Here is a 25,204-nt window from a genome sequence, read left to right as displayed (position 1 = left end):
TGGCGTCGTCGGCCATCCCGACTGGTTTCAATCGGACAACATCCACCCCACAGCGCAAGCGCAACCCACCATGCTCGATACCGTCTGGCCGCATCTCACCCCTCTGCTCGCACTGCCTGCCGCGAGGCCAGCGCCATGAACCCCCGCGTCATGGATGCCGCAGAAGCACTGCAGAAGCTGCAGTCTTTCAGCGCCGTGATCGACGTGCGCAGCCCCTCAGAATTTGCGCTTGATCACATGCCGAGCGCCCAAAGCTGGCCGGTGCTCGACGACGCCGAGCGCGCCGAAGTCGGCACGCTCTACGCCCAGGTCGATCCCTTCGTCGCCAATAAACGCGGCGCCACGCTGATCGCCCGCAACATCGCCAACCACATCGAGGCGCACGCGGCCGAGTTGCCCAAATCCTGGGCGCCTCTGGTGTACTGCTGGCGCGGCGGCAACCGATCGGGCGCGATGGCCCACATCCTGGCGCGCATCGGTTTTTCCGTGGTATTGGTGCAGGGCGGTTATCGATCCTTGCGCCGCGCCCTGCGTGCCGATCTGGAGCAACGGTCTGGGCAACTTCAGTTTCACGTCATCTGCGGCCGCACCGGTTGCGGCAAGAGCCGTCTGCTTCAATCATTGCGGGAGGTAGGGGCGCAAGTGCTCGACCTCGAGACGCTGGCCCAGCATCGAGGTTCCGTGCTCGGACTGGAGCCGGGGGAAACGCAGCCCTCGCAAAAATTGTTCGAGACCCTCGTGTGGGCCGATCTGCGCCGCTTCGATCCGAACCGCCCGGTGTTTGTCGAGGCAGAGAGCAAGAAGATTGGCGCCCTTCACGTTCCCGATGCGCTAATGGAGCAGATGCGCCAGGGGCATTGCATCACCCTGGAGCTCGAAACCAACCTGCGCGTTGCGCTGTTGCTGGCCGACTACGCCCAGTTGTCCGCCGATCGCCCCCTGCTGCTGCAACGCCTGGCCAGCCTGCGCGCCTTGCGAGGCGCCGAAACCGTCGAACGCTGGCAGGAACTCATCACACAAGGCGAGCTGGCCGCTTTCACCGCGGACATCCTGCAGCACCACTACGACCCGAGCTACATCCGGTCAATGACCAACCATTTTCGGGCGTTCAACGCCTCGCCTGTCGTCGCGCTCAAGGGCATTGACGCCGGGTCTTTCCACGACGCCGCGCAGAAGGTCGTAGCACTATCAACTGCAGAAATCCGCTCAGAATCGCGCGCCAGGGCAAGCGTTCAGACGCAAGCCGAAGCTGTCAACGGCTGACCGAGTTGGCCGAGTTGGCCGGGTTGATCGGACTCCATCGCTTCGTCGACTTCGGCTGACAGACGGGCGCGCCTGGCCGTCGCGAATAGCTCAGGCACCGACAGCGTGGACAACAAGCTCGAATCGCTCAACACCTGCCGCCAGCGACGTCCACCGGGTTGCCCCTTCCACAAATTGAGCATATGCCGGGTAATCGCCTGCGGATGCAAGCCCTTTGCCTTCCACGCCGCGATGTAGGCGCACATTTGCTCTTCGACGATTTCGCGCTCAGGTGCAGCCGAATCAGCACTCCCCAGAAATTCTCGATCCCAAGTCGACAGACTCCACGGGTCTTGATAAGCAGCCCGCCCCACCATTACGCCAGAGACCTGCGGCAGCCACTCGCCAATCTGCTGCCCATTCTTGATGCCCCCGTTGAGCACAAATGCAAGTTCTGGAAAATCGCGCCCTAACTGCAAAATGAACTCGGGCCTCAACGGAGGAATATCGCGGTTTTCCTTCGGGCTGAGTCCATCAAGCCACGCGGAACGGGCATGCACGATAAATGTCTCACAACCGCCCCGCGACACCGTTCCCACGAAATCGCGCACAAAACCGTAACTATCCTCATGGTCGACACCAATGCGGTGCTTAACCGTGACCGGAATCACGCCAGAAACAGCCTCTACCATGGCGGCCACCGAATCGGCCACTCTTGATGGTTCCGCCATCAAACAAGCTCCAAATGCCCCGCGCTGCACCCGAGGGCTGGGGCACCCACAGTTCAGATTGATTTCGTCATAGCCCCATTCGAGCGCCAGTTTGGCGCAACGAGCCAGATCAGCAGGCTCACTACCGCCTAACTGCAGCGCCACAGGGTGCTCTTGCACACTGAAATCAAGATGTCGCGCCACGTCTCCATATAGCAACGCCCCAGTCGTCACCATTTCCGTGTAAAGCAAAGCTCGCTGTGTAATCAGGCTATGAAAATATCGGCAATGTCGATCCGTCCAATCGAGCATCGGGGCAACGGAAAGCGCAGAAGGCATCAATGGGAATACTCAAAAAATAATATAAAAAATATAATAACAACGCAATAATATTAAAATTGCACATCCACCACGCACAAAAAAGTTATCGAACCCTCATCAACTTTGCAACAGCCTGCTGCAATAGACCTCGCACCTGCCGATCAAAAATAATAATCAAAGCACCATACACAGCTGCTCCGACAATGATTTGAGAAAAAATTCGAAATGCCAGATCTGGCGGATCGACATTAATCACCACGCCATACATTATTAGTGTAAATGAACCATATTTCAATATATCGAACCAAGGGATTCTTATTTTCACGACTTTGCGACCATAATAAGCCGCCATGATGGTGTACAAAAAGTAGCTGACCAGTGCCGCAAAAGCAGCCCCCTCAATACCAAATGGGCGAACAAGCACGACTGTCAATACAATATTTACGGCTGCGGCCGTCAATACAGAATACATGACGACTTTAGTTAGTTTATTGATGTAGATGCCGGCACTAAAAATTGGAGTTCCACCCGAAACCAGCATGCCCCCTACGATAAATACGATCAATGTAGCACTTACATCATATTTTGAAGAGGCCAGAAGCCGGAGTAATTCAGGACCTACAGCAGCCATGCCACCCAATACAGGGAGTGCCAGCGCAATATAATATTTAAGGGCTTGTTGTATGAATTCAATAGTTTTCTCGCGCCCCTGTTGCTCCCACATCCTGAAGTACATCGGCACAACAGCCTGCGCAAAGGAAGCAGTCAACACTCCTTGCAAATAATCACTAAAATTAAATGCCGCAGAAAATGCACCCAAAGGCTCTGGGCCCAGTTGATAATTTATGATGTAACGCCCACTCATGTTCAGCAGCAGCATAGAAAGCTCGCTAGCAAGCAACGGCAACCCAAACACTAACATCGACATGAAAAGCGGCCTGTTAAACTGCCGCACATCAAAAACGTGCTGCCTCGCATAGTAAAAAATTATGACTGCCACAGCAATAAATTCACCCACCATGGAAGAAATAAAAAACCCCTCCAAAGTGCGTGAAACATAAAAAAGCACAAAAAATATCAAACCCAGCCCAAGATATTTTCTAACCGTGAAATAGGTGCTGTAAATTCCGCTTTTTTGTTGAGCGCGCAGCATGTTATACATTGCACTATCCACCACACGGATAAAAATAAGTGGCGATGCCAATATAATCAAGTATTTTGTTTGCTCATTTGACAACCAGGCCGTGGGCACAAAACGGATCCCCACAATACTGAGCAAGGTCACAATCAACCCAACGACAATCATCCCAAATAAAACGGTAGAAAAAAATTGCGTCGCAGTATTTTTCCTCGTCCCAGCCTCAACCTCGCTGTAATAACGTACTACCGAGTGTTGCAAGCCAAGTTTTCCTATTCCTACTAAAAATAGGATCGTAGAGGTAACCAATGCCATTGTTCCATATTCTGCAACCGAAAAAATCCGAGTGAGAATTGGAAAAGAGATGATGCTGGCCAACATAACCAGCACACTGCCAATCGAATAATTTGAAGTATGCTGAAAAAGGCGTGCAAGTACTCCGCGCCTTTCACCCTTGGCCCTCACCACGGTATCCTTACCGATTTGCATTGATTTTTGCCTCAGTCATTGGATGGCTCAGCGGAGCACTTGGCTGAGTGTAGACAGCTAAAAGCGATTGCATGACCGCTTCAGTAGAAAAGTATTGCTCGACAAATCGCCGGGCAGTTGCGCCCATCTCTTGCCTTAAATTTGGGTTCTCAGCCAAATGACTAATTGCCGCCGCCAACCCATCGGCATGATTTGGCGGCACTAGCAACCCCGTCTCGCCATGAGTGATCACATCTTCATGACCACTGATCTGGGTGGCAACCGTTGGCAGTCCATTTGCCATCGCCTCGAGAACCGCATTGGGTAGACCCTCCTGATGCGAGGCTTGCACGTACAAATTGTGCGAGGACAAAAGTGCCGGCACATCCTGCACCAAACCAGGGAAAGAAACACTGTTGTCAATGCCCAACTGCCGGGAAAGCGTCATCAGCCTTTCTCTCTCCGGTCCATCACCAGCAAGGGTCAAGTGTGCATCAGGTGATTGCAAGGATACCCTCACCCAGGACTCCAGCAAGACATCCAGCCCTTTTACCGGAACGTGGCGCCCGACAAACACAGCGCGAAGTGAAGACTGATCTCTAGTCCCTTTGTATGCAAAGCGCACCAAATCCACAGCATTCGGCAGAAGATGCAAGCGCTCCTTGGCGAAACCGGCTTCCAGCATGATCTTCACCGTCCTCTTGCTGATGCATTGATAGGCATCGAGATGCTGAGCACCTCTCCGCAAAATCCGGTGAACAGGCTTTGACATTAATTTTGGATCGAGAATACCCCCCTGAAACTCCGCCGCACCAGAAACTTTGACTATAAGAGTTGGCTTCAGCCATCGATTGATCCAACCCGCCGCCCCGGCAAGATTATGCATCATATGAATGTGAATAGCATCAAATTCGCCTTGATGTCTCAACAACCAGAGCGCAAAATTTAGATTGAGTAATATCGCACCAAGTCCCTTTATTTTCGGATACCCCAATCTCAGTACCGGAATACCATCAACCTGATCGGCAAACGGGAGCGAGCGGTCCAGGTGCGGCACCAGAACGCGCACCTCGTGACCGGCAGCGGCGAATGACCGACTAAGTAGCCGGGCCTGCATCTCTGCACCACCCGTTGCAGGATAGCGTCCGTCAACCACCATTAATATACGTATTGGAGCGTGCATATTAAATGAAATGCCAATTTAGGTAAACCGCATAAATTTTAAACAAGGAGATTTCATGCCGCGATCCTGCCCGCCTCTCAAAATCGAGCATCTCCATGAACAAAAAGTCCTTTAGTCGATTTTTGTGAAATGACCTTCGCAGGAATTCCGCCGATAGTTGCATTACCCTCTGGAAAGCTTTTATTGACTACCGCATTGGCGCCCACTGCTGTATTGTCGCCAATCTCTATCGCGCCAAAAAGTTTTGCCCCTGGTGCAATATAACAATTGTGTCCTATTCTTGGCACTTCGTTTCCTCTGCCAAGCTGCGCTCCGATATTCACGCCTGTATGAATTCTGCAATTCGAACCAATTCTTGCCCCGGAATTCACGACGATCGTGCCGTAGTGCAAAATTGCAAGGCCTGGGCCAAAAACATTGATCGGTATCGAGAACCCTAGCTTGATCGAAAGCTTACGAAAACGATGTACTGCAAGGCGGCGCCGAAAAAAATTTTTCTCACAGTTCGTGAGAAATTCGACTTTTCTAAGCAAGCGCTGAAATTGAAAAATTTCGTCAAACAGCCAGGCCCAACGCGAATTCACCCCCAAAGCGATGCGGTCCGCCTCGAGATACCTTTGGTAGTCTGCGTACGATTTGATCAAGCTGCGCTCCCTTTTGCGATTTCAGTCGGTATCTATTTTTGCACTCAAATGTTGCCTTGCACTCCCCCAACTAAGCGACGCTGATCCAGTGCCGGATGGTGCTGCAAGAAAGCCCAAGCAGACCTGCGGAGGCGTAACGTCGAGCAGATGGGACGCGGCCCTTGGCCCCCCCCCGGAAAATGGGAATTTTTGGTCACTACAGGGTCATTGCGGGGACAAATTGTTGTCCGAAAGACGAAAAAAAGCCCACAGCGTTAGTGTGGGCCAATCCTGTAAGCTGTTGTTTTTACAGATATTTGGAGGCGGGGGTCGGAATCGAACCGGCATAGACGGCTTTGCAGGCCGCTGCATAACCACTCTGCCACCCCGCCGGGTGACTTGGCTTTTGCGTCAATGTTGAAGATCGTACGCAAAACCGCCGGATGCTGCTGCGCTGACCCAGACTTGATCTGCCTTTGGTCAAACTCTGTGTTGTCTCCAGAAAGTGACAACAGGCTCCGGACACAAAAAAGGGAAGCTTGGCTTCCCTTTTTTGCTGAGAATTTGGAGCGGGAAACGAGACTCGAACTCGCGACCTCAACCTTGGCAAGGTTGCGCTCTACCAACTGAGCTATTCCCGCGTAAAACGATTATTTTCGCAGCGCCTGAACCGCTTGTCAACACTCGCTCGTAAAAAGATTGATCAATGCAAGCCGCGTTCGTCAGGCTCGTCCACTGAGGTGGCGATCACGCTAACCGGGCGGCCCTTGAGACGATGCCACACATAGACGCCGTAGCCGGACAATCCATATAGAACAAACAAGCCAAACAACACCAGCGGAGGCTGGTACGCGATCAGGCCAATCAACAGCACGATGAGAAAGATGCTGATGAAAGGCACGCTGCGTCGGAAGCTAACGTCCTTGAAGCTGTAGAACGGCACGTTGGTCACCATGGTGAGTCCGGCGAAAAGCGTGATGACAAAACTGAACCAGGCGACATGCGCGCCCTGCACACCGGCATCCGTCATGATCCAGAGAAAACCGGCCACCAGCGCCGCAGCGGCCGGACTGGGCAGGCCTTGAAAGTAGCGTTTGTCGATCACCGCAACATTGGTGTTGAAGCGCGCAAGCCGCAGAGCAGCACCTGCGCAATACACAAAGGCGGCCAACCAGCCCAGCTTGCCCAGACCACGCAGCGACCATTCATAAATGATGAGCGCAGGGGCCGCACCGAACGACACCATGTCGGCGAGTGAATCGAACTGGGCGCCGAATTCGCTTTGGGTATTGGTCATCCGCGCAACCCGGCCATCGAGGCTGTCGAGCACCATGGCGGCGAAGATGGCCGTAGCCGCGGAGTCGTATCGCCCGCTCATCGCCATCACGATGGCGTAGAAGCCGCAGAACAACGCGGCAGCGGTGAAGGAGTTGGGCAGAAGATAGATGCCGCGCCGACGACGGTGTGCAGGATCGTCGTCAGGCTCAGGCGGCTGATAGGACACCTCCGGCGACCGAGGCGTATCGGCCTCTGGTGCCGCATCTGCCTGTTCCGACAAACTGGTCTGCTGGGGAAATTGGGCCACATTTCGCGACATGCTCAACCTCTCTGAAGTAATGGGCGGCTTCGGGAAAAGACTTCAGGCGGCGAAATCGGCCAGCACCGTGCTGCTGGCGTAAACCTTGTCTCCGATCGAAACGCGCGACTGCGTATCCAGCGGCAGATAGACATCGACACGCGAACCAAACCGGATGAATCCAAACCGTTGCCCGCGCTGCAAGGCATCGCCCGCCTTGACGTAGCAAAGAATGCGCCGGGCAATCAAGCCGGCAACTTGCACGGCAGTCACCACGCGACCGTCACAATCGATCACCAGCGCATTGCGCTCGTTTTGCTCGGAGGCTTTGTCGAGATCGGCGTTCACAAACTTGCCCGGAAAATACTGCACATCGCGCAAGGCGCCGTCCACCGGGGCACGGTTCGAGTGCACATTGAACACGTTCATGAACACGCTGATTTTGAGGGCATCGCGCCCGGCGTAAGGGTCGAACGCGTGCGTAATGGCCACGATGCGGCCATCGGCCGGGCTGAGAACGGCGAGCGGATCGCGAGGGATCGGACGGGCGGGATCGCGAAAGAACTGCACCACGAAAATCGTCAGCAGCCAGATCGGCAATGACCACCAGAACCCGGCGAGCGCCCAAACGATCACGGAAAGCAGCACGCTGCTGGCAATAAAGGGCCAGCCTTCGCGGGCCAGAATGGGATGGGGATAAGTCATGGGTGGAGTTTAATCGCCGGAAGGCCCGGCATGAAGCACAACACCCGGCATGGGCCGGGTGTTGTGAAAGTCAAAGGGTCCGAAGATCAGTTCTTCGATTTGTCCACCAATTTGTTGGCCTTGATCCAAGGCATCATCGCACGCAGCTTCTCACCGACCTGTTCGATCTGATGATCCGAGGTCAGACGGCGGCGCGAGAGCAAGGTGGGCGCACCGGCGCGGTTTTCCAGAATGAAGCTCTTGGCGTATTCACCGGTCTGGATGTCCTTGAGGCACTGACGCATGGCGTTCTTGGTGTCCTCGGTGACGACCTTCGGCCCGGTGACGTACTCGCCATACTCCGCGTTGTTGGAGATCGAGTAGTTCATGTTGGCAATGCCGCCTTCGTAGATCAGATCGACGATGAGCTTGAGTTCGTGCAGGCACTCGAAGTAGGCCATCTCGGGCGCGTAGCCGGCCTCGACCAGGGTCTCGAAGCCTGCCTTGATGAGCTCGACAGTACCGCCGCACAGCACGGCTTGCTCGCCGAACAGATCGGTCTCGGTCTCCTCGCGGAAGTTGGTCTCGATGATGCCAGCCTTGCCGCCGCCGTTGGCCACGGCGTAAGAAAGCGCCAGATCACGCGCCTTGCCCGATTTGTCGGCATGCACCGCAATCAGGTGCGGCACACCGCCGCCCTGGGTGTAGGTGTTGCGCACGGTATGGCCGGGCGCCTTGGGAGCGATCATGATGACGTCGAGATCGGCGCGCGGCTGAACTTGGCCGTAATGCACGTTGAAGCCGTGCGCAAAGGCCAGTGCGGCCCCCTTTTTCATGTTCGGTTCGACGGCATTGCGATAGACCTCGGCGATGTTCTCGTCGGGCATGAGCATCATCACCACATCGGCGCCTTCAACGGCCTTTTCGACCTCGGCGACCTTCAGGCCGGCCTTCTTGGCCTTGTCCCAGGAAGCGCCGTTTTTGCGCAACCCGACGGTGACCTTCACGCCGCTGTCATTCAGATTCTGCGCATGCGCATGGCCCTGCGAGCCATAGCCCACGATGGTGACTTTCTTGCCTTTGATGAGGGAGAGATCGGCGTCTTTGTCGTAATACACGTTCATATTGGCTCCTGAAGTAGAGGTTCTGCGCTTGGCGGGACATTCCTCGCCGCAAAGGGAAAACAAAAAGAGAGATGCGTCGACCTGAGATCAGGCGCGCAGGATACGCTCGGCGCGGCCAATTCCGCAGCTGCCGGTTCGCACGGTTTCCAGAATGGCCGTGGGATCGACCGCCTGGATGAAAGCGTCGAGCTTCGCGGCATCGCCGGTCAGTTCGATGGTGTAGGACTTGTCGGTCACGTCGATGATGTGGCCGCGGAAAATGTCGGACATGCGCTTGATCTCTTCGCGCTCTTTGCCCACGGCCCGCAGCTTGATCAACATGAGCTCGCGCTCGATGAAGGAAGCCTCGGTGAGATCGACAACCTTGACCACTTCGATGAGTCGGTTGAGGTGCTTAGTGATCTGCTCGATGACTTCTTCCGAACCGCTGGTGACGATGGTCATGCGCGACAGCGAGGCGTCTTCCGTGGGCGCCACGACCAGCGATTCGATGTTGTAGCCCCGAGCGGAAAACAAGCCCACCACACGCGACAAGGCACCAGGTTCGTTTTCCAGCAAAACGGCAATGATGTGTTTCATGAATTCACTCCTCTACGCAGGCTTCGTGCGGCGCCGGTAAGCGTCGCCTGGCTGCTGCGAGATTGATGATGGAAGCGTGCATAACAGCGCACGCGGTTGTCGAAAGCGCGGGCTTGGCGTTTGGCAGAGCGCGGCGTCCGGTGAGACGCCGCTACGGCCAAACCCCAACGACTCGCGCGGTTCAATGGCTCAGAGATCCTCCGAACCGAGCAGCATGTCGGTGATCCCGCGGCCCGCCTGCACCATGGGCCAGACGTTCTCCGTGGGGTCCACCGAGATGTCGAGGAAGACCGTGCGGTCTTTCATCGCAAACGCCTTCTCCATGGCGGGGCGCAGGTCTTCGGGCTTGTCCACCTTGATGCCCACATGACCATAGGCTTCGGCGAGCTTGACGAAGTCGGGCAAGGAATCCATGTAGGAATGGGAATACCGGCCTTCGTACTCGATTTCCTGCCACTGCCGCACCATGCCGAGATAGCGGTTGTTGAGCAGAATGATCTTTACCGCCGTGCCGTATTGCAGGCAGGTGGCAAGCTCCTGAATGTTCATCTGGATGGAACCATCGCCCGTGACGCAAACGGCTTCAGCTTCGGGCTTGGCCAGCTTGATGCCCATGGCATAGGGCAGGCCCACGCCCATGGTGCCCAAGCCGCCCGAATTGATCCAGCGACGCGGCTCGGGAAATTTGTAGAGCTGCGCGGCCCACATCTGATGCTGGCCGACGTCGGAGCAGATATAGGTCTCGCGGTCCTTGGTCAACTCGTACAGCGTGTCGATCACGGCCTGCGGCTTGATGACCTCGGTCGAATGCTCATAGGCGAGACAGTCGCGCTTGCGCCATTCGTCGATCTGCGCCCACCAGGCCGCCAGCGCGCCGCCGTCGTTCTTGTGGCCGGCCTTGAAGGATTGTTCGAGCTGATCGATGAGTTCCTGCAGCACCTCGCCGACGTCGCCCACGATGGGCACATCCACCTTCACCCGCTTCGAGATGGAGGAAGGGTCGATGTCGATGTGCACGATCTTGCGCTGGTTTTGCGCAAAATGCCCCGGATTGCCGATCACACGGTCGTCGAACCGCACGCCCACCGCAAGCAGCACGTCGCAATGCTGCATCGCCATGTTCGCCTCGAAGGTGCCGTGCATGCCAGGCATGCCGAGAAACTTCGGGTCTTCGCCGGGCATCGCGCCCAGCCCCATCAGCGTATTGGTGCAGGGGTACTTCAGCAGATCGGCCAGCTTGCGCAACTCGGGAGACGCATTCGCCAGCACCACGCCACCGCCCGTGTAGATGTAGGGGCGCTTGGCCGAGAGCAGCAGTTGCACCGCCTTGCGGATCTGGCCGCCGTGGCCCTTGCGCACCGGGTTGTACGAGCGCATCTCCACGGTTTTGGGATACTCGAACTGAGTGGTGTGACGCGACACGTCCTTGGGCACATCCACCACCACCGGACCGGGCCGACCCGAACGGGCGATGTGGAACGCCTTTTTCATCGTGACCGCCAGATCGCGCACATCCTTGACCAGGAAGTTGTGTTTGACCACCGGGCGGGTGATGCCCACGGTGTCGCACTCCTGAAACGCGTCCAGCCCGATGGCCGTCGTCGGCACCTGCCCGGTGATGATCACCATCGGAATCGAGTCCATATACGCGGTGGCGATGCCCGTGATGGCATTGGTCGCCCCCGGCCCGGAGGTCACCAGGGCCACACCAACATCGCCCGTCGCACGGGCATAGGCGTCTGCAGCATGGACCGCAGCCGATTCCTGCCGCACCAGTACATGCTGGATCGAGGTTTGCTTGTAGAGTTCGTCGTAGATGTAGAGCACGGCCCCACCGGGGTAACCCCACATGAATTCGACGCCTTCTTCCTGAAGGCATCGCACCAGGATTTCGGCCCCGGTGAGTTCCTGCGCGCTTGCCGCGCCGGACTTTGATGCGGCCGTAGCGGCCGACTTGTGTTCTGTGCGATTCATTTCCATGAGTTCACCTTGTGAATTTCTCTGACGAAAGACTTCAGGTCTCCCTCGGCACCCGCTTGTGGCCGGCCTTTGGGATACACGTGCGATCTGGAACGTTGTGGGCGCGGCAGGCGATGCAAATCGCATCTCACCTTGTTGCTGCACGGAGGCTCAGACCAAACGGAACTGCGTAGTGTAGTGCAGCGCAGCACTGCTGCACATGAGCACGGGAATTTTGGACTCCCATTCTGGCCTCCCATCAAAGCGGACTGAGGCCCCAACGCCGGTCGGCGGGTTGAGTTTCCTGGTGCAGTCTTGTTGCCCATTTGGTGCAACGATGCACCATTGCATAATGTGCAGTTGCCTCTCATCCTCACGGACTGCACCACGTCCGACTCGATGGCCACCGAACGAGAACTCAACGAATTCCTCGCCAGCATCGACAAGCGCGCCTTTTTGCGTGCCGCGTTCTCGACGCGCGACGACGACGCCGCGATGGATCTGGTGCAGGAGGCGATGATCAGCCTGGCGACCAAATACGCCGACAAACCGCGCCAGGAGTTGCCACTGCTGTTCCAGCGCATTCTGACCAATGCCATTCTCGACTGGCATCGCAAGCGCAAGGTGCGCAACGCGCTTTTCAGCAATCTGTCGGATTTTGAATCTCAGGACAGCGAGGGCGAATTTGACCTGCTCGAAACGCTGGAACTCGAAGCACTGAGCGAGCATCTCGAGAGCGCCGAGACCCAGGTTCAGCGCATGCAGATCCTGAAACATCTCGAAACTGAAATTTCGCGTTTGCCCGCACGTCAACGGGAAGCGTTTTTGTTACGTTATTGGGAAGAACTCGACGTTGCCGAAACCGCGCAGGCCATGGGCTGCTCGGAAGGCAGCGTCAAAACGCATTGCTCGCGCGCCATCCATTCGCTGGCACGCGTCTTGAAAGCCCAGGGCTACTCATGAAAAACGACGCAACCGATCCGCTGCGCCCCAAAGTCGAAGCCCGCCTTGCGCAGCAACTCGCCACACGGCTGCAACAGGCCGAGCGGCAGATCACGCCCGAACAATCCGAGCGCCTCAAGGCCCTGCGGCTGATGGCGGTCGCCCAGATTCAGCCCGTTGCGGCAACTGCAGCCGTCGCGCAGGGCCGCGCCCTTTCGCTGGCGGGCCCCTCGCTCTGGAGGTCGTGGTTGTTTCGTTTCGGCACCGTTCTGCCGCTGATCGTGCTGGTCGTCGGCCTGCTGGCCTTGCAAGACTATCAACAGGAACGGTTCGTGCGCGTCACGGCCGACATCGATACCGCCCTCTTGCTGGGCGATTTGCCACCAGCGGCCTACGCCGACCCCGGATTTGCCCGCTACCTCAAGCTGGAGCGCTGATGACTTTGCGCCCCTGTCCTCCACGCCTGATGGAGCGCTCCCTCCTGCTTCAGTCCACCCTGTTTCATTCCGCTCTGTTTCAGTCCGCCCTGCTGCTGTGCCTGCTCGTGGCCCTGCTGTTCTGCGTCGCACCGGCGCAAGCAGCTGAAGCGCCGCCGAGCTGGCAACACCTCAGCGCGACGCAGCAGCACATTCTTGCCCCACTGAAAGCCGACTGGCGGGAATTTGATCACGACCGCAAGAAAAAATGGCTCGATATCGCCGCCCGCTATCCCGCAATGAGTGCGGAGCAACAAAAAACCCTGCAGCAGCGGATGAATGAGTGGTCGCACCTCAGTCCGGAAAAACGTCGTCTGGCGCGCGAAAATTTTCTATCCACCGGCAAGACGCCACAGCAAAGTCGCCGCGAAGCCTGGGAGGCCTACCAAAAACTGCCTCCGGCAGAGCGTGAGCGGCTCAAGGAAGAAGCCCGCCATCCCAAACCCCACCCCGGGCAGGTGGGCAAATATTTGCAGGAAAAACAGGCCGCGGCAAACCACGCACCGCCCGTCAAAACCGCGCCCCGCCCCCCTCTCCCAGCATCGGCGCCGATACCCGCCAAAACCGCCTCCGCTGCCGTGCCTTGTGCGGATGTGCTGCGCTGCCCGGCCCGCTAAATTCGCGCTGCGGGCGCACGTCTTCGCCCAAATCCATGCCTTCTCTAAACGCACCCCCGCTGCGCCGACGCCTGGCCTGCCTCACCTATGAAGGGCTCATACTGTTGGGCCTGTCGCTGGTCACTGCGGCGGTCACGCTAGGGCTCCTGCATCTGCTGGGTTTGCAGCAGGCGTCGGCGACACACCGAGTCGTCCTGCAAGTCGCAGAATTCGTTGTGCTCACCGGCTATGGCGCCGGTTTCTGGAGTGCAGGTCGACAAACACTGCCCATGAAGGTCTGGAAAATCGCGCTGGTCACCCCCAACGGGGCGCCGCTCAGTCTTGGGCGGGCGTTATGGCGCGCCGTTCTGGCCTGGCTCTGGGTCATTCCCGCCCTGGCCTTGGCCGCGGCCCTGCATCTTTCACCGGAGGAGACCGGCTGGCTGCTCGCGGCGGGTATTTTGCTATGGGCAGGCGCCAGCCTGCTGCGCAAAGACCGTCAGTATCTGCACGATTTGCTCGCGGGCACGCGCCTGGTGCCCGCAAACGGATAGCCCGTCCATGAAACTCGACCCTCACGCCATCTGGTACGCATGGGACGGCTGGAACGCACGCCTGTTCCTCGCCATCAATCACGCCGGAGACAACCCGGTGTGGAATAACGCCGCACGCATGGGCACCGTCTTGGGCGACCATCATCTGCTGCCGGTCTACCTCGGCCTGCTGCTGACCCTCGCGATGCGCTGGCCCCGGCTGATTTCTCTGCGCAGTGTGCTGGTCTATGCCTGGGCCAATCTGCTGTTGTTTCTCTCGATTTACGGCGTACTCAAACCCTGGGCCCACTTTCCGCGACCGCTTGAGGTTTTCGGCCCGCAGATGGTTCATGTACTTGGAGAACCCAAGTTTGCGCACAGCTTTCCCTCGGGTCACGCGGCATTTGCCATGGTGCTCGCCGCAAGTCTGGCCTTTTCGCTGCCCCGCCCCTGGCGCGTCGCGCTGTGGCTGTTCGCGCTTTGGGTGGCATGGTCACGCATCGCCGTCGGCGCGCACTTCCCGGCTGACGTGATCGGCGGGGCGTTCGTGGGCGCCCTGTGCGTCTTGGTGGCGCACGGGCTCGCCACGTTGTGGATTCGGGGCGCGAAGCCCCACTGAATTGCCGGTAGCGTCTACGACATAAAAAAACGCCCCGACTTGCGGGGCGTTTTCATCAGACAACTTCTGCGCACATCAGGTGAATTTGCGCGTGGCCATGAAGCGGTCGAACTCGTTGTCCGCGAAGCGGAACCAGAGGATGTCGTCGTTGCGGAATTTGTACCAGTCGGTATAGACCTTTTTCCAGTTGGGATTGCTGGCTGAAAGCTCGTTATAGATGTCGTTGGACGCCTTGAAGGCCGCCTCCATCACATCTTTCGGGAAGCCCTGCAGCTTGGCGCCCTTGCCCACCAGCTCCTTGAGTGCGGGCGGATTTTTGGCGTCGTACATGGCCTGCATATTGATGTGCGCGTGCGAGGCCGCCAGTTCCACGATCGCCTTGTAATCGGGCGACAGGGCGTTGTAGGCCTTCTGGTTGACGAACAGGTCAAGCTGCGGGCCGCCTTCCCACCAACCGGGGTACAGGTAGTTCTTCGCCACCTTGTAGAAGCCGAGCTTCAGATCGTCATACGGGCCGATCCATTCCGCCGCGTCGATGGTGCCCTTTTCCAGCGAGGGATAGATGTCGCCGCCGGGAATGTTTTGCGGCACCACGCCGATGCGCTCCATCACCTTGCCGGCGAAGCCGCCGACGCGCATCTTCAGGCCCTTCATGTCCGCCAGGCTCTTGATCGGCTTGCGGAACCAGCCGCCCATCTGCGCCCCGGTGTTGCCCATGGGGAAGTTGATGATGCTGTAGTTCGTGTAGAACTCGCGCATGAGCTTGAGGCCGTTGCCCTGATACATCCAGGCGCTCATCTGGCGGGAGTTCATGCCAAAAGGCACGGCGCAGCCCAGCGCGAAGGTCGGGTCTTTGCCGAAGAAGTAGTACGGCGCGGTGTGGCAGCACTCCACCGTGCCTTGCTGCACGGCATCGACCACGCCGAACGGCGGGACGAGCTCGCCGCCGGCGTGCACACTGATCTCGAACTTGCCGCCCGACGCTTCCTTGACCTTCTGGGCGAAGATGTTGGCCGCACCGAAGATGGTGTCGAGCGAATTGGGAAAACTTGAAGCCAGGCGCCAGCGCACCGCCTGCTGGGCCATGACGACGGCCGGGGCGGTACCCGCGGCCAGAATACCGGCGAGGCCGGCGTGTTTGACAAATGAACGGCGTTCCATAGGGTCTCCTGGTAAATAAGTCACTCTCGATACAGATGATTCATTTCATATCAAGATGCTTCCAATTGTATTGACGCTGACCAATCTCCCATGAAAAAGCCCGCTTCAAGCGGGCCGGTTCACGAATAAACCTGAAACTCAGGTGAGCTTGCGCGTGGACATGAAACGATCGAACTCGTTCTCGGCAAAGCGGAACCAGAGGATGTCGTCGTTGCGGAATTTCACCCAGTCCGTATAGACCTTGCGCCAGTGCGGGTTGCTCGACGACAGTTCGTTGTAGACGTCGTTGGCGGCCTTGTACGCGGCCTCCATCACGTCCTTCGGGAAGCCCTGCAGCTTGGCGCCCTTGCCCACCAGCTCCTTGAGGGCTGGGGGGTTCTTGGCGTCGTAGGCAGCCTGCATATTGACGTGGGCATAGGCCGTCGCGGCATCGACCGCGGCCTTGTAGTCTGCGGGCAGCGCGTTGTAGGCCTTCTGGTTGACGTAGAGATCAAGCTCCAGACCGCCCTCCCACCAGCCGGGGTACAGGTAGTTCTTTGCCACCTTGTAGAAGCCCAGTTTCAAATCGTCGTAAGGGCCGATCCACTCCGCTGCGTCGATGGTGCCCTTTTCCAGCGAGGGATAGATGTCGCCGCCGGGAATGTTTTGCGGCACCACGCCGATGCGCTCGATCACCTTGCCGGCGAAACCGCCGATGCGCATCTTCAGGCCCTTCATGTCGGCCAGGCTCTTGATGGGCTTGCGGAACCAGCCGCCCATCTGCGCGCCGGTGTTGCCGCAGGGGAAGTTGAGGAAGTTGTACTGGCTGTAGAACTCGCGCATGAGCTTGAGACCGTTGCCCTGGAACATCCACGCCGTCATCTGGCGCGAGTTGAAACCGAACGGCACTGTGCCACCCAGCGCGAAGGTCGGGTCTTTGCCGAAGAAGTAGTACGGCGCGGTGTGGCAGCACTCCACCGTGCCTTGTTGCACGGCATCGACCACGCCGAACGCCGGTACCAGTTCACCGGCGGCGTGCACCGAGATCTCGAACTTGCTGTTGGTCAGGTCTTTGACCTTCTGCGCGAACACATTGGCGGCGCCATAAATCGTGTCGAGCGAATTGGGAAAGCTGGAGGCCAGGCGCCAGCGCACCGATTGCTGGGCCATGACGGCCGGGGCGGTACCGGCAGCGAGGATGCCGGCGAGGCCAGCGTGTTTGACAAAGGAGCGACGTTCCATGGAGTCTCCGGAAGGGGAAGGAAAAAGATCGGGATGTGCTTTGTTTGGCAGTCGTGAGACGGCTTGACCCGACGCAGCCATCGTAACTTCTGTAACCATCCGCATCCTTACGGGTAAGCGCGAAGGATTCCTGACTCTGGCGCGAATCAGCTTTGACTTGATGTCAACAATGCGGACGCGCAAACGACAAGGCCGCCCGAAGGCGGCCTTGTGCGAGGGACTCGGCAAACTCAGCCCGCGCCGCCCACGGTCATGCCGTCGATCAGGATGGAACCCGTGGTCTTGCTGCCAAAGGTGTGCGTATCAGCCCCCACGGCCACGACGTTGCGCAGCATGTCGCGCAGGTTGCCGGCAATGGTGATCTCCTGCACGGGATAACGGATTCTTCCGCCCTCCACCCAAAACCCCATGACCCCGCGCGAATAATCGCCGGTGACATAGTTGACGCCGTGGCCCATGAGTTCGATGGCGAACAGCCCGGTGTCGAGCTTGCGCAGCATGGCGCGCAGATCGTCCTTCGGGCTGGCGAGGCGGCTTTGCAGCAGCAGGTTGTGTGCGCCGCCAGCGTTGCCGGTGGTCTGCATGCCGAGTTTGCGCGCCGAATAAGTGCCGAGCAGATAGCCCTGTACCACGCCGCCGTCCACCAGACTGCGCTTGTGCGTGGCCACGCCTTCGCTGTCGAACGGCGAGCTGCCGCGGCGTTTGGGCAGGCTGGGGTCTTCGATCAGATCGATGTGATCGGCCCAAACCGGCTGGCCCAAGCTGTCTTGCAGAAAAGAGGATTTGCGATACAGCGCCCCGCCACTGATGGCGTGGGTGAAGCTGCCGATCAGACCGGAGGCCAGCGGCGACTCGAACAGCACCGGGCACTTGCGCGTGGACAGCTTGCGCGCCTTCAGCCGCGACAGCGCACGCTCTGCGGCGTAGCGGCCCACCGCCTCGGGAGAGGCCAGATCGGCGGGGTCGCATTCAGACGTCCACCAGTAATCGCGCTGCATATCGTCGCCGCGGCCTGCAATGGGCGCACACGACAGACTGTGCGACGAGGTAGCGTAGCCGTCGCAGAAGCCGCGGCTGTTGGCCAGAACGAAGTGCGACTCCTGCGCCGAAACACTGGCGCCTTCGCTGTTCTGAATGCGCGGATCCACCGCGAACGCGGCCTTCTCGGCGCGCAAGGCCAGCTTGGCCGCGGCTTGCGGCGTCAGGTCCCAGGGGTGATAGAGATCGAGAGCAGCCGCGCTCTTGCCTATCGCCAGTTGTTCGGCATCGGGCAGACCGGCGCAGTCGTCTTCCGCGGTGTAGCGGGCGATATCGAAGGCCGCCTGGGCAGTTCGGGCAATGGCCTCGGCCGAAAAATCAGACGTGCTCGCATGGCCCCGTCGCTGACCGTCATACACCGAGATCGACAGGCTCTTGTCGCGGTTGTGCTCCACGTTCTCGATCTGGCCGCTGCGCACGCCGACCGACATGCCCTGCCCTTCGGAGACTTCCACTTGAGCGTCCGAGGCGCCGACCTTGCGCGCCTGTTCGAGCGCCTGCTGGGCGAGATCCTGAAACTGCGATTTGCTGTAGGCGAAACGTCCCACGATATGGCATTCCTTTTTGGGCGGCCCCGCTCACTGTCCGGGATGGGCAGGTGGCAAAGGCGCGCATGAACTCAACGGATAATAAGAGCCATGAAATTCCCGCATCGCCCCACCGGCTCCGCCTTTGATCCACCCGACGACCGCCCGCCGAGCAAAAGCCAGGTCAAACGCGACATGCTCGCGCTGCAAGAACTGGGCGAACAACTCATCAATCTGCCTGCCCACACCATCCGGCAGGCCGATCTGCCCGAGCCACTGCGCGACGCCGTACTCGAGGCCCAACGCATCACCGCGCATGGCGGCCGCAAGCGTCAGACCCTTTACGTGGGCAAGCTGATGCGCTCGACCGATGCCGAAGCGGTACGCGCCGTTATTGCTGCGGCCACCCAGGACGACCGCGCCAGCGTCGCCCGCATGCATGCGCTGGAGCGATGGCGCGACGTTCTGCTGGCCGACGACCAGGCGCAGACCGAATTCCTCGACAAATACCCCAGCACCGACGCGCAACAATTGCGCCAGCTCGTGCGCGGCGCACGCGCCGAAGTCGGCGCCGACAAGCCGCCGCGACTCACCCGTCAACTCTTCCAGTTCGTCAAAGCGGCCATCGCCGCGCACGACACTCCCAACCATCCCGCCGACGATGAACCCCTCCCCAGCTTCTGAAACGTCCGCCGCCGATCCGGTTCGCATCGGCCTCGTCTCCATCAGTGACCGCGCCAGCACCGGCATCTACCAAGACAAGGGCCTTCCCGCCTTGCGCGACTGGCTGAGCCGCGCCTTGCTCAATCCGGTGAGCTTTGTTGAACGGCTGATCCCCGATGACCGCCTGCAGATCGCCAACACGCTGTGCGAACTGGTGGACACCGAGCATTGCGACCTGGTGCTGACCACGGGCGGCACCGGCCCCGCCCCACGCGACGTCACCCCTGAGGCCACCCTGGACGTGGCCGACAAGGAGATGCCCGGCTTCGGTGAACAGATGCGCCGCATCAGTCTGCACTTCGTGCCCACCGCCATTCTTTCGCGGCAGACCGCAGTGATTCGCGCCAAAACGCTGATCATCAATCTGCCGGGCCAGCCCAAGTCGATCGCTGAAACGCTCGAAGGCGTGCGCGACGCCGCCGGGCAAAGCGTCGTGCCGGGCCTGTTCGCCGCGGTGCCCTATTGCGTCGATCTGATCGGCGGCTCCTATCTGGAAACCGACCCCGCGGTGTGCGTGGCCTTCCGCCCCAAGTCGGCGCAGCGGCCGCCCCGGGCTTCGTAACCCGCTCTCACGATCTTTCTTTCTGCGGGCACGACAGACGCAGGTCTTCCGCGTTATGCTCAAAATGCACAACGACAGGAGACTTGCAATGCACCCGATGAAATCACTCCCTCTCACCTTGAGCGCAATCGCGCTGGCTGCTGCCTGCACCACGGCCCAGGCTGAAACCCTGACCGTGTTCGCCGCGGGCACTCTCGGCAAAACCTTCACCACCCTGGCACACGGCTTCGAGAAGCTGCATCCCGGCGTGACCGTGCAACCGCAATTCGGCGGCAGCGTCAAAATGGTCAAGCAGGTCACGGTGCTGCATCAACCCGCCGATGTGGTGGCCGTGGCCGACTATTCGGTCATCCCCAAATACATGTTCAAGGGCGATGAAGGCGGCAAGCCGACTGCCGACTGGTCCATCGGTTTTCTGGGCAACGCCATCACCTTCATCTACACCCCAAAGAGCAAGGGAGCGAAGGAGATCAACGCCGACAACTGGTGGAAAATTCTCTCCGAACCCGGCGTGCAGATCGGGCGATCCAACCCCAATACCGACCCCTCGGGCTACCAAACCCTGCAGATGCTCGATCTGGCCAGCCGCTACTACAAGCAGCCCGATCTGGAAGCCCGGGTGCTGGCCAACTCCCCCGATACCAATATGCGCGACACCGAGACCGACCTGATCTCGGCCCTGGAACTCGGGCAGATCGACTATCTCGCCATCTACCATTCAGACGCCGTGCAGCATCACATGAAGTCGCTCGACCTGCCCCCGCAGATCAACCTCAGCGATCCCAAGTTCGATGCCGACTACGCCAAAGCCACCGCCAAGACCAAGAACGGCGAACTGACGGGTCGCCCCATCATTTACGCCGTGACCATCCCCGCCGACGCCCCGCACCCCAAGCTGGCGCAGGAATTCATCGCCTACGTGCTCGGCCCCGCGGGTCAGAAAGTGATTGCCGCCAACGGCTTCATCCCGCTCAAGCAACCCTATGCCATGCACCGCGATAAGGTGCCCCCCGCACTGCGCAAATTGACCGTGGCCTGGCCGGAATGAGCTCACCCCGAGCCAGCTGCGCTTCGCTTCCCCTCAAAGGGCGGCCCGGCGGGCTTGGCACTGTGATCACATCCCTGAGGAGCGCAAACCATGTTGAGGCGTGACGCGCGCAGCCCGATGTTCTGGGTGTTCTGGCTGATCGGCGCGACGCTGCTGGCTTTTATCGCCCTGCCTTTGCTGGCCCTGCTGCTGCACCCCACGCTGGGCGATCTGCGGCAGGTGGCGGCCATGACGGACGTGCGCAGCGCCATTGGCCTAAGTCTGGGGGCCGCACTGTTCAGCACGGTGCTGGCCGCGCTGTTCGCCGTGCCGCTGGCCTATGTGCTGGCGCGGCAGCAGTTTCGCGGCAAAAGCGCGGTGGAAGCGCTGGTCGATCTGCCGCTCACCATGCCGCACACCATTGCGGGCATCGCCCTGCTGCTGGTGTTCAGCCGCAACGGCTGGCTGGGCGCACCATTGGCGCACATCGGTCTGGAGTTCTGGGGCACCTTTGCCGGCATCGTGCTGGCGATGAGCTATGTCGGCCTGCCCTACGCGGTGAACGCCGCCCGCGGCGGTTTCGAAGCGGTGGATCTGCAGATCGAGCGCGCCGCGCGCATTCAGGGCGCGACGCCGTGGGAGGTGTTTCGCCGCGTCACCCTGCCGCTGGCGCGTCAGGGCATCGGCACTGGGCTGACGCTGTGCTTTGCCCGCGCCATCGGCGAGTTCGCCGCCGTGGTGCTGCTGGCCTATTACCCGATGACCGCGCCGATACGCATCTACGACCTGTTCCTGCAGTCCGGGCTGCGGCAATCGGTGGCGGCTTCGGTGCTGTTTCTGCTGGTGGTCATGGCGCTGTTCTGGGGACTGAGGCTGCTCGCCTCGGCACGCGCGCCGCAGTCCTCGCAAGACCGGCAAAAGGCATGGCTGCACTGACGCAACGCACCGTTTTGGCGGCGCACGCGCTCACCGGCCCGGCCCACAGCGCGCCCGGCGCCCCGCGTTTACACGGGCTGCAACTACGCGGGCTGCAATGGGGCATCGGCGCCTGGCAGTCGGCCGTCGTCGATCTGCAAGTTCCGCCCGGCCAGACCCTGGTTCTGCTGGGCCACAACGGCGCCGGAAAAAGCGCCCTGCTCGACACGCTCGCCGGCTTCCTGCCCGCACGCGCCGGGCAGGTGCAACTGGGCGCGCAAGACCTCAACGCCCAGCCACCCGAGAAGCGCCGCATCGGCTATATGTTTCAGCGCGATGCGCTGTTTCCGCACTGGACGATTGCGCGCAATCTGCAGTTCGGCCGCGGCGCACAGGCCGATCTCGATCCGCTGCTCGACGCGCTCGATCTGCGGCCCTGGTTGAACCAGTATCCGCACCAGCTCAGCGGCGGCCAGCGACAGCGGGTTGCGCTGGCGCGGGCGCTGGTCGGTGCGCCCGAATTGCTGCTGCTCGACGAACCCTTTTCGGCCATCGACCCCGAGGCCCGCCCGGGTTTGCGACGCACCCTGGCTGCACTACTGCGCGAGCGCGCCATCACCACCGTGCTGGTGACGCACGACCCGGTGGACGCACGCCTGCTGGGCGACCTCGTGGGCGTGCTCGATGGCGGGCGTCTGCTGCAGGCGGGCACTCCACAGCAAGTGTTCGAGCGACCGGCCGATCTGTCCACGGCGCGACTGGCGGGTGTGGACAATCTGTGGCCGCTTCAAGTGCTGGCCCAGTCGCGGCTGGGCGCACACGACTGGCTCCTAGGCTTTGAAGCGCAGCCCGTGCTGAACTGGCGCGGCACGCTGCCTGCTGGCGCCGAGTTGCAACCCGGCGCCCGAGTCACCCTGGCCGTTCGCGCCGAGGCAGTGCATCCCTGCCCGGCTTCGACCTCGGCTTTAGAGACCCAAGACGACGGCAGCCTCACCCTGACGGCCCGCCTGATCGAGGCCCGATGCGAAGGCCCGCTGTGGCGGCTGCGCTGTGCGCTGCCCTGCGGGCTGGAAGCCCAGACCTACGCCCTGCCGACACTCTGGCGCGAACTCGCGCTGGAAATCGGCGGCCCCCTTGGCCTGCGTATCCGGCAGGCCGACCTGCATCTGCTGGCCTGAAATTCAGATCAATTGCCAGCCGCCGCAGAGGATGAAGTCGGCGCCAGACAAACCCGGTTGCGCCCCAGGCGCTTGGCCTGCAGCAAAGCCTGATCGGCGGCCCGGATGAGCGATGCGGCGTCGGCAAAAGCCCCTGCGCCCAGAGCCACCCCCACGCTGACCGACAGGGGCGGCAAATCGGCTTGCGGCACGGCAATGGCCGCGCGGATGCGCTCGGCCACGCGCATTGCGGCCTCTTCGGTCGTTTGCGGGCAGAGCATCAAAAACTCCTCGCCCCCCACCCGCGCGACAAAATCCATGCCGCGCGACTGCTGACGCAGCACACGCCCCACGGCACGCAAGGCCTGATCTCCCACGTCATGGCCCAGCCGGTCGTTGATGCGTTTGAACTCATCGATGTCGAACATCAGACACGCCAGCGGATGACCCTCTGCCACGGCCTGGGCGAAAATCGGCGGCAAAAAAGCGTCGAGCGCGCGGCGGTTGCCCAGGCCGGTCAGCTCGTCGGTACCCGCGGCCTGCAGCAACTCGGCGTTGCGCTGCTCCAGCGTGCGCAGGGTGCGCAAGCCGTGGCTGCGCTCGGCCTCGGCAGCGGCGAGCACCCGCGTGGCGCGCGCTCCGGTCTGCACCTTGGCGATCAGCATTTGCGGCAAGACGGGGGCAAAGAGCACGTCGTTCGCGCCGGCATCCAACGCGTTCAGCACCGCGTGCTGCTCCATGTCGCGGGACAGGGCCAGCAAGTAGATGCGCGGGCCACGCTCGGTGCGCAGGCTGCGGCAGAGCGCGGCCACGCTTTCGCCGTCGGCCCAATCGAGCACCACCACCCGCGGCCCCTGAATCTGCACGATCTCAAACGCCTCAGCCGACGCGGCGGCTTCGGTGACCGCATGTCCAGCCACTTCGAGCGCCTGCCGCAAGCCAAGACGCAGCGCGGCGTCCTTCGACACAATCAGCACTTCGTCGGCGATGGGTTCGTCGAGCAGCGGCGGAGTGGCCAGGGCGCGGCGCAGTCGGTCGAACTCGGCATCCACCTCTTGCTGTTCGAGCTTCATCTCGAACACCGCGGCCATGCCCGCCATGTCTTGCGCGGCGCTGGCGAGCACACCCTGCAGATCGCTTTCGCTGAGCTCAAGATGTTCGGCCAGGCTGCGCATCTGCCCGGCATCGGGCGCCACACCATCGGGACGAAGCTGCAGGCTGCGGCTGAGCGCCACGCACTCGCCCAACTGAGCTTCACGGCTTTGCGCAGCCCCCGGCGTCTGTGGCCGAATACGCACGGCCTGCGCCAGAACCACCGGAAACCCCCAGTGCGCGAGCAGCACCGCACTGGCGTCGCCCTGGTCGTAGCCGTACTGTTGCAACTGCTGAGCCAGCAGCGCTTGCACCGAACCCTCGGCCCCGATGTAAACCGCCTGCGCGCCCAGGCTCACGGCCATCGCGAGTTGTCCCACATCGGCGAGCAGGCCCAGGCTGAAGGCTTCGGCGCTGGGCATCTTGCCCACGCGCTGCGACAGATACTGGAACACCAGACCGCGCTGGATCGAGGTCATCCAGAACCGGCGCAGATCGAAACCTTCGATCTCCGTGGCCTTGCTCGCCTGCATGAGCGACAGCGCAATGGCCAGCCGCGCCAGCCCGCCCGTGCCGATTCGCAGCACCGCCTCTTCGATGGCCACTGCGGGGCGCATGCCCGCGAAGATGGCCGAGTTGGCAAGCTGAATCATGCGCGCCACCAGTGCCGGGTCTTTGCGCGCGATATTGGCGATGTCGCGCATGCCCAGATCACGGCGCTCCAGCGCGCGCATGAGTTCTAGCGCGACCGCGCTGGGCGACGGCAGGGGCCGGTTCTCGGCGGTCAGGGCTTGAAGAATCTCGGGATCGGTCAGTGGCGAAGCAGGCATGGGAACGATTTTTATTGGAATGTCAAGTCATGTTACCGACTTGCCCAAGGGGTCTGCCGGACTTGAGTCGCGTAGAGCGAAAAAAAAGGGGGTGGGGATGGCCTGCGGCGGCGGATTTGCCGCCCCATAGCCGAAGCTATGGGGCAAGAAGCCGCTGCTGCAGGACGCCGCACAGCCT

Annotated in this window: 24 protein-coding genes, 2 tRNA genes and 1 pseudogene; 12 read left to right on the top strand and 15 right to left on the bottom strand. The window is 60.4% G+C overall.

Annotated features, from left to right (window positions below; translation table 11 throughout):
• Both AC2VLV_RS15590 and mnmH read left to right on the top strand, forming a co-directional pair.
• Positions 1-139: pseudogene (locus tag AC2VLV_RS15590) on the top strand (arylesterase); the annotation flags it as partial.
• Positions 136-1,263, top strand: a complete 1,128-nt coding sequence (mnmH, locus tag AC2VLV_RS15585) for a tRNA 2-selenouridine(34) synthase MnmH (protein WP_486990847.1) — start codon at positions 136-138, stop codon at positions 1,261-1,263. The pseudogene AC2VLV_RS15590 and the gene mnmH, both read left to right, overlap by 4 nt.
• Here mnmH and dusA read toward each other — a convergent pair.
• The 11 genes from dusA to AC2VLV_RS15530 form a co-directional block, all read right to left on the bottom strand.
• Entirely contained in the window at positions 1,233-2,291 is a 1,059-nt protein-coding gene (dusA, locus tag AC2VLV_RS15580) for a tRNA dihydrouridine(20/20a) synthase DusA (RefSeq protein WP_486990846.1), read from the bottom strand. The two genes, mnmH and dusA, sit on opposite strands and share 31 nt — an antisense overlap.
• A gap of 85 nt (positions 2,292-2,376) precedes the next feature.
• On the bottom strand, positions 2,377-3,900 hold the full coding sequence (locus AC2VLV_RS15575; RefSeq protein ID WP_486990845.1) for a lipopolysaccharide biosynthesis protein: 1,524 nt from the start codon (positions 3,898-3,900) through the stop codon (positions 2,377-2,379).
• The gene (locus AC2VLV_RS15570) at positions 3,887-4,996 is read right to left on the bottom strand and encodes a glycosyltransferase (protein WP_486990844.1); all 1,110 of its coding nucleotides are present in this window, start codon (positions 4,994-4,996) and stop codon (positions 3,887-3,889) included. Before AC2VLV_RS15570 ends, AC2VLV_RS15575 begins: the two co-directional genes overlap by 14 nt.
• Before the next feature lie 143 nt (positions 4,997-5,139).
• Entirely contained in the window at positions 5,140-5,706 is a 567-nt protein-coding gene (locus AC2VLV_RS15565) for a serine O-acetyltransferase (RefSeq protein WP_486990843.1), read from the bottom strand.
• A gap of 297 nt (positions 5,707-6,003) precedes the next feature.
• Positions 6,004-6,077 (bottom strand) — tRNA-Cys (locus AC2VLV_RS15560).
• Positions 6,078-6,250: 173 nt separating this feature from the next.
• Positions 6,251-6,326: transfer RNA gene (locus tag AC2VLV_RS15555), tRNA-Gly, on the bottom strand.
• A 62-nt stretch (positions 6,327-6,388) separates the two neighbouring features.
• The gene (gene pssA, locus AC2VLV_RS15550) at positions 6,389-7,282 is read right to left on the bottom strand and encodes a CDP-diacylglycerol--serine O-phosphatidyltransferase (protein ID WP_486990842.1); all 894 of its coding nucleotides are present in this window, start codon (positions 7,280-7,282) and stop codon (positions 6,389-6,391) included.
• A gap of 42 nt (positions 7,283-7,324) precedes the next feature.
• On the bottom strand, positions 7,325-7,966 hold the full coding sequence (locus tag AC2VLV_RS15545) for a phosphatidylserine decarboxylase (protein ID WP_156054768.1): 642 nt from the start codon (positions 7,964-7,966) through the stop codon (positions 7,325-7,327).
• 86 nt (positions 7,967-8,052) lie between these two features.
• The gene (ilvC, locus tag AC2VLV_RS15540; RefSeq protein ID WP_013123711.1) at positions 8,053-9,069 is read right to left on the bottom strand and encodes a ketol-acid reductoisomerase; all 1,017 of its coding nucleotides are present in this window, start codon (positions 9,067-9,069) and stop codon (positions 8,053-8,055) included.
• 87 nt (positions 9,070-9,156) lie between these two features.
• A complete protein-coding gene (ilvN, locus tag AC2VLV_RS15535; protein WP_013106403.1) occupies positions 9,157-9,648 on the bottom strand; it encodes an acetolactate synthase small subunit in 492 nt (163 codons plus the stop codon).
• Between the two features lie 189 nt (positions 9,649-9,837).
• Entirely contained in the window at positions 9,838-11,628 is a 1,791-nt protein-coding gene (locus AC2VLV_RS15530; protein WP_486990841.1) for an acetolactate synthase 3 catalytic subunit, read from the bottom strand.
• 378 nt (positions 11,629-12,006) lie between these two features.
• Here AC2VLV_RS15530 and AC2VLV_RS15525 point away from each other — a divergent pair, with 378 nt between their 5' ends.
• The 5 genes from AC2VLV_RS15525 to AC2VLV_RS15505 are packed head-to-tail and all read left to right on the top strand — an operon-like array spanning position 12,007 to position 14,773.
• Positions 12,007-12,570 carry an RNA polymerase sigma factor gene (locus AC2VLV_RS15525; RefSeq protein ID WP_286729826.1) on the top strand — a complete coding sequence of 188 codons (564 nt, stop codon included), beginning with the start codon at positions 12,007-12,009 and terminating at the stop codon, positions 12,568-12,570.
• On the top strand, positions 12,567-12,986 hold the full coding sequence (locus tag AC2VLV_RS15520) for a DUF3619 family protein (protein WP_486990840.1): 420 nt from the start codon (positions 12,567-12,569) through the stop codon (positions 12,984-12,986). Before AC2VLV_RS15525 ends, AC2VLV_RS15520 begins: the two co-directional genes overlap by 4 nt.
• Positions 12,987-13,015: 29 nt before the next feature.
• Positions 13,016-13,642: a DUF3106 domain-containing protein gene (locus AC2VLV_RS15515; RefSeq protein WP_486990839.1), complete on the top strand. Its 627-nt coding sequence runs from the start codon at positions 13,016-13,018 to the stop codon at positions 13,640-13,642.
• Positions 13,643-13,677: 35 nt separating this feature from the next.
• Positions 13,678-14,175, top strand: coding sequence for an RDD family protein (locus AC2VLV_RS15510; RefSeq protein ID WP_486990838.1), 498 nt, complete (start codon positions 13,678-13,680; stop codon positions 14,173-14,175).
• Between the two features lie 7 nt (positions 14,176-14,182).
• The gene (locus AC2VLV_RS15505) at positions 14,183-14,773 is read left to right on the top strand and encodes a phosphatase PAP2 family protein (RefSeq protein WP_486990837.1); all 591 of its coding nucleotides are present in this window, start codon (positions 14,183-14,185) and stop codon (positions 14,771-14,773) included.
• 75 nt (positions 14,774-14,848) lie between these two features.
• Here the strand turns inward: AC2VLV_RS15505 and AC2VLV_RS15500 are convergent, their stop codons facing one another.
• The 3 genes from AC2VLV_RS15500 to pmbA all read right to left on the bottom strand — a co-directional run bounded on the left by AC2VLV_RS15500 (position 14,849) and on the right by pmbA (position 18,741).
• Complete coding sequence (locus AC2VLV_RS15500) at positions 14,849-15,934, bottom strand: TRAP transporter substrate-binding protein (RefSeq protein ID WP_486990836.1); 1,086 nt, start codon at positions 15,932-15,934, stop codon at positions 14,849-14,851.
• Positions 15,935-16,072: 138 nt separating this feature from the next.
• Positions 16,073-17,155 (bottom strand): TRAP transporter substrate-binding protein, encoded by a 1,083-nt coding sequence (locus AC2VLV_RS15495; RefSeq protein WP_486990835.1) that lies wholly within the window; start codon positions 17,153-17,155, stop codon positions 16,073-16,075.
• Between the two features lie 230 nt (positions 17,156-17,385).
• On the bottom strand, positions 17,386-18,741 hold the full coding sequence (gene pmbA, locus AC2VLV_RS15490) for a metalloprotease PmbA (protein WP_486990834.1): 1,356 nt from the start codon (positions 18,739-18,741) through the stop codon (positions 17,386-17,388).
• 90 nt (positions 18,742-18,831) lie between these two features.
• On the opposite strand from pmbA, the gene yjgA reads away from it, so the two are divergent.
• The 5 genes from yjgA to AC2VLV_RS15465 all read left to right on the top strand — a co-directional run bounded on the left by yjgA (position 18,832) and on the right by AC2VLV_RS15465 (position 23,125).
• Complete coding sequence (gene yjgA, locus AC2VLV_RS15485; protein ID WP_486990833.1) at positions 18,832-19,404, top strand: ribosome biogenesis factor YjgA; 573 nt, start codon at positions 18,832-18,834, stop codon at positions 19,402-19,404.
• Positions 19,382-20,005 carry a molybdopterin adenylyltransferase gene (gene mog, locus AC2VLV_RS15480; protein WP_486990832.1) on the top strand — a complete coding sequence of 208 codons (624 nt, stop codon included), beginning with the start codon at positions 19,382-19,384 and terminating at the stop codon, positions 20,003-20,005. The genes yjgA and mog overlap by 23 nt, the downstream gene beginning before the upstream one ends.
• Before the next feature lie 97 nt (positions 20,006-20,102).
• The gene (locus AC2VLV_RS15475) at positions 20,103-21,053 is read left to right on the top strand and encodes an extracellular solute-binding protein (RefSeq protein ID WP_486990831.1); all 951 of its coding nucleotides are present in this window, start codon (positions 20,103-20,105) and stop codon (positions 21,051-21,053) included.
• A 90-nt stretch (positions 21,054-21,143) separates the two neighbouring features.
• Entirely contained in the window at positions 21,144-21,968 is an 825-nt protein-coding gene (locus tag AC2VLV_RS15470; protein WP_486990830.1) for an ABC transporter permease, read from the top strand.
• Complete coding sequence (locus tag AC2VLV_RS15465) at positions 21,956-23,125, top strand: ABC transporter ATP-binding protein (RefSeq protein ID WP_486990829.1); 1,170 nt, start codon at positions 21,956-21,958, stop codon at positions 23,123-23,125. Before AC2VLV_RS15470 ends, AC2VLV_RS15465 begins: the two co-directional genes overlap by 13 nt.
• 8 nt (positions 23,126-23,133) lie before the next feature.
• Here the strand turns inward: AC2VLV_RS15465 and AC2VLV_RS15460 are convergent, their stop codons facing one another.
• Complete coding sequence (locus AC2VLV_RS15460) at positions 23,134-25,026, bottom strand: sensor domain-containing diguanylate cyclase (RefSeq protein ID WP_486990828.1); 1,893 nt, start codon at positions 25,024-25,026, stop codon at positions 23,134-23,136.
• Positions 25,027-25,204 lie beyond the last annotated feature (178 nt).

This window comes from Thiomonas sp. TH-17 (genome assembly GCF_057473305.1).
Note: the sequence above shows the minus strand (reverse complement) of the source record. Positions and strands in the feature narration are given on the sequence as shown.

Bases quoted from the DNA above. Each gene is read 5' to 3' on its own strand.
- AC2VLV_RS15545 (WP_156054768.1), bottom strand. From the start codon at position 7,966: ATGACTTATCCCCATCCCATTCTGGCCCGCGAAGGCTGGCCCTTTATT.
- AC2VLV_RS15525 (WP_286729826.1), top strand. From the start codon at position 12,007: ATGGCCACCGAACGAGAACTCAACGAATTCCTCGCCAGCATCGACAAG.
- AC2VLV_RS15515 (WP_486990839.1), top strand. From the start codon at position 13,016: ATGGAGCGCTCCCTCCTGCTTCAGTCCACCCTGTTTCATTCCGCTCTG.
- AC2VLV_RS15460 (WP_486990828.1), bottom strand. From the start codon at position 25,026: ATGCCTGCTTCGCCACTGACCGATCCCGAGATTCTTCAAGCCCTGACC.
- dusA (WP_486990846.1), bottom strand. From the start codon at position 2,291: ATGCCTTCTGCGCTTTCCGTTGCCCCGATGCTCGATTGGACGGATCGA.
- AC2VLV_RS15495 (WP_486990835.1), bottom strand. From the start codon at position 17,155: ATGGAACGTCGCTCCTTTGTCAAACACGCTGGCCTCGCCGGCATCCTC.
- AC2VLV_RS15465 (WP_486990829.1), top strand. From the start codon at position 21,956: ATGGCTGCACTGACGCAACGCACCGTTTTGGCGGCGCACGCGCTCACC.
- AC2VLV_RS15505 (WP_486990837.1), top strand. From the start codon at position 14,183: ATGAAACTCGACCCTCACGCCATCTGGTACGCATGGGACGGCTGGAAC.
- AC2VLV_RS15520 (WP_486990840.1), top strand. From the start codon at position 12,567: ATGAAAAACGACGCAACCGATCCGCTGCGCCCCAAAGTCGAAGCCCGC.
- AC2VLV_RS15500 (WP_486990836.1), bottom strand. From the start codon at position 15,934: ATGGAACGCCGTTCATTTGTCAAACACGCCGGCCTCGCCGGTATTCTG.
- yjgA (WP_486990833.1), top strand. From the start codon at position 18,832: ATGAAATTCCCGCATCGCCCCACCGGCTCCGCCTTTGATCCACCCGAC.
- ilvN (WP_013106403.1), bottom strand. From the start codon at position 9,648: ATGAAACACATCATTGCCGTTTTGCTGGAAAACGAACCTGGTGCCTTG.
- AC2VLV_RS15510 (WP_486990838.1), top strand. From the start codon at position 13,678: ATGCCTTCTCTAAACGCACCCCCGCTGCGCCGACGCCTGGCCTGCCTC.
- ilvC (WP_013123711.1), bottom strand. From the start codon at position 9,069: ATGAACGTGTATTACGACAAAGACGCCGATCTCTCCCTCATCAAAGGC.
- AC2VLV_RS15475 (WP_486990831.1), top strand. From the start codon at position 20,103: ATGAAATCACTCCCTCTCACCTTGAGCGCAATCGCGCTGGCTGCTGCC.
- AC2VLV_RS15570 (WP_486990844.1), bottom strand. From the start codon at position 4,996: ATGCAGGCCCGGCTACTTAGTCGGTCATTCGCCGCTGCCGGTCACGAG.
- AC2VLV_RS15530 (WP_486990841.1), bottom strand. From the start codon at position 11,628: ATGGAAATGAATCGCACAGAACACAAGTCGGCCGCTACGGCCGCATCA.
- mnmH (WP_486990847.1), top strand. From the start codon at position 136: ATGAACCCCCGCGTCATGGATGCCGCAGAAGCACTGCAGAAGCTGCAG.
- mog (WP_486990832.1), top strand. From the start codon at position 19,382: ATGAACCCCTCCCCAGCTTCTGAAACGTCCGCCGCCGATCCGGTTCGC.
- pssA (WP_486990842.1), bottom strand. From the start codon at position 7,282: ATGTCGCGAAATGTGGCCCAATTTCCCCAGCAGACCAGTTTGTCGGAA.
- AC2VLV_RS15470 (WP_486990830.1), top strand. From the start codon at position 21,144: ATGTTGAGGCGTGACGCGCGCAGCCCGATGTTCTGGGTGTTCTGGCTG.
- AC2VLV_RS15575 (WP_486990845.1), bottom strand. From the start codon at position 3,900: ATGCAAATCGGTAAGGATACCGTGGTGAGGGCCAAGGGTGAAAGGCGC.